A 3,024-nucleotide genomic window follows, 5' to 3' on the forward strand; every position below is an offset into this window, starting at 1 on the left:
CCCCTCGAGCCGCGCTGCTAGCATGCGACCGTCCATGGAAAGGAGGCTCAGCGGCTCGACGGCGATCCACGCAAAGGCCACGATATGCCCAATCATCGCGGCCCGGATCAGCGAGGCATTCTGTTCCTTGAGCGATTTGGCTTCAGCCATCGCCGTCCTTTCGTGGTGAAACCAGCGCATGGAAACGCGCAGGCGTCGCGATCAACAAAATCGATGGCGGGGCGCGTTCGGCTGCAAGATCGGCCGCAGTACCCCAGTCGGTCGACGACGGGCCCTGATCCCGAATGTGGCTGTGCCAGGTGCCCACGTCGAACAGGGTTCGCCCGCTCTGCTCGTGCCGTATATGGATTGCCGATTGCATGCCGTCGGTCCCCAACACGAACAATGCAGGTGTTCGACGGCTGTCGGCAGGCGCCGCGAGCAGATCGACGACGGTCACGGTCTTGAGCCGTGCGCTGGTCAAGCCGATCATAACCCCTCCAGTTTCAACCGAAGGATAGGCTTTAGCTTCGGCCCTGATCCGGTCCGCCACCCTTCGGGACACGCGCAATTGCCACCCGTCACTTCCGGCGATGACGACCGTTTCGAAGGCGGGAACAATTTGCCGGGTCCACTGAGTCGATGGGCTGTCGTCATCAGCCGTGCCGATGACGATTAGTCCCTCTTGGGTCGGCGTATCAAGCGCCTTTGAAATTTCCTGGGAAAGTGACGCCGTCATTGCCGACAAGCGCGCATCATCCATTGTCATTGTTAAAGATCCGCACCCTTGTCCGATCTGAATCTCGGAGAGACCGCCGGCGGGATCAAAGAGCAGTTTGGCGGCGCGTTCGTCGTCAAGGGTTGCGTATAGTTCGGCGACCAGATCGCAATGACTCGGATTATGCCCTTTGCCGTCAGCTAGCAGAAACGCGCCGTGGCCGCGACCGAACAGGGCTGCCTCGAACAGCCGTGTACTTCGGCGAGGCGTTGCGGCAGACATCAATGCTTCGCGAACTGATAGCGACGCGGTCGAATTGATGGCCGCCGCCGCCCAAGGTATGATCAGTTTGCTTCGTTCAGGGTCGCGGAGATCGACGCTGAGGTCGCCGCGATTTACGATCGGCGCCATGCCGAATCCGGAGAGCTCCTTCGCGAGCGCTTCAGCCTTGTTCGTGCCGACCAGCTCAGCTCCTAGCGCATGTCGGGCCATGTTGTGCGGACTAAGTGAAGACTCGTCGCTTACTGCAGCGATATCCTGTCCGGCGCGCGCAGCGTGAATGGCGAGCTTCGATCCGACGCTGCCGCAGCCTAGTATGGCCAGCGCAGGACGCGCTGGTGCGCCAGACAGCGACTGCAACAGAGCCGTGGTGAGCGACTGATAGTGCAGCGCCGGCGAGACAGGCTCATCGTCGCCGCCAGCGAACAGAGAGGCCCGGTTCTTGTTAGCGCGAATTTCGACGACATAGGGCAGGAGCTCAATGTCGGAGGTGCTGCCGATCATATGAATCGGGCGTCGCAAGCATAGAATGATGCCGATCGGGATCGGTGCGAGCAGAAACATGTCAGCAAAGCTACGCTCGATCTTGGCGAGGAAGGATTCCAGACCTCGTCCACATCCAACTTCGGCTGCGCGGGCTCGAAGGTCGCGCAAGGTCGCCACGCTTTCGGGTAGATAGTTGGGGCTGATACACGGCGTGCCATCGGGGTTCTTATCGGGCCAGACAACGCCGACCACAGTGTTGCCTAGGCTGGCCTCAGCAGCGGTTTGGCGCGACGTAAACGACGCATTATCCGGTTTCCGCATGAGTGGCGTCGTCTCGCCCTTGCTCGAAACCCATAACTCAGCCGTGCTGTTTAGACATGCCTCAGGCGCTCCGCGGCGGAAGAAGCTGCCCTTCCAGGCAATCCAACCGCCGTTCTTAGTGACGAGGTTGCGCGCTGCGTTGGCATCGATCTGGACAACGTCGCGAAAACCGCGACGAAGCATGGCCTCCCAACCTTGCGCGTGGTCGATCAAACCGCTGATGGCGGCCTTACGAAGCCAGATCGCAAGCTGCTCGACCAGATGGAAGATGCCATATTCCACCAGACCGAACTGAAGAAAATATTCGTCCTGATCACCTTCGACCAGACAAGGTTGCGGGGTCTCGGCGAAAGGCATGAGATGAGGAAAATCTCGAGGAAAGTCCTCCCGGAGGTAGAAACGCGGCGATCGCCACGGAAATGTAGCAGGAAGCTTGAGGATGACGGGCTCACATGTCCGGACGCCGCTCTGGCTGATGCCATCAGCCTTCATGTCGAGCGGCATCTCGACATTCATTTCGAGCCGGATGCGCGGTCTACCATCTTCAGGCTCCAGCACCGCACCTCCCACGCATTCGGGGTGGGTCAATGCCACGCGCAAGAGATGCTTTGCGGGATCGATTTCTGCCTCGGTCGCCACTGTTTCAACCGTGCGCACGCGCCTGAGCAGCGGTGGCACCGATCCCCAGCGCGGCGATTGCCGCCTTCGCGGCGCTTTTCACGAGCTTAGTGATGCCGCTCGACGTGATCTCGTACTGCAGCGCCCGCTCATCGGCCTCCCAGACATCGGCGACGCAGATGAAACGGTCGCTCTTGCCATCGACGATCGAGACGTATTCGCGCTTTGCCCGATCGCTGGGTGGGTCCGCCTCTTCAGGGTCGATCGCCTTCGAGCTGGCGACAACAATCGCACCCTTCCGAATTTGAGCTAACGCGCTTCGTGCATCAGCGCACACCTCCGCATCCTCACCATAAGTCGAATAGCTATCATAGCTTAGGCTGTGCCATGAGCAATGATGTGGCGCCTGGAGAATGTCGTAGCTGAGCCAGTCGGCCTCGTAAGTCCCGTGCTTGCCCCACAACCGTTCCCAGATGGCGACCTCGGCATCGCCTCCCGTAAGGAATCGGCATTTGTCGAGGATGCCGTCACCCCGGATTGTGAAGCGCAAGATGCCCGAGGAGTGATTTTTGCCGAGCAGTTCGTCCAGCTCCTCATCATCGTTCTGCGGGATCGGGGCGAGC

The 3,024-nt window shown here is 60.2% G+C and carries 1 protein-coding gene and 1 pseudogene; both read right to left on the reverse strand.

From position 1 onward, the window contains the following. Positions 1-142: 142 nt before the first annotated feature. The gene (locus tag Q0239_RS11135) at positions 143-2,461 is read right to left on the reverse strand and encodes a Mov34/MPN/PAD-1 family protein (protein WP_298602671.1); all 2,319 of its coding nucleotides are present in this window, start codon (positions 2,459-2,461) and stop codon (positions 143-145) included. After that, positions 2,427-3,024: pseudogene (locus Q0239_RS11140) on the reverse strand (hypothetical protein); the annotation flags it as partial. The gene Q0239_RS11135 and the pseudogene Q0239_RS11140, both read right to left, overlap by 35 nt.

It is taken from the genome of uncultured Sphingorhabdus sp., from assembly GCF_937872355.1.
Taxonomy (GTDB): domain Bacteria; phylum Pseudomonadota; class Alphaproteobacteria; order Sphingomonadales; family Sphingomonadaceae; genus Sphingorhabdus_B.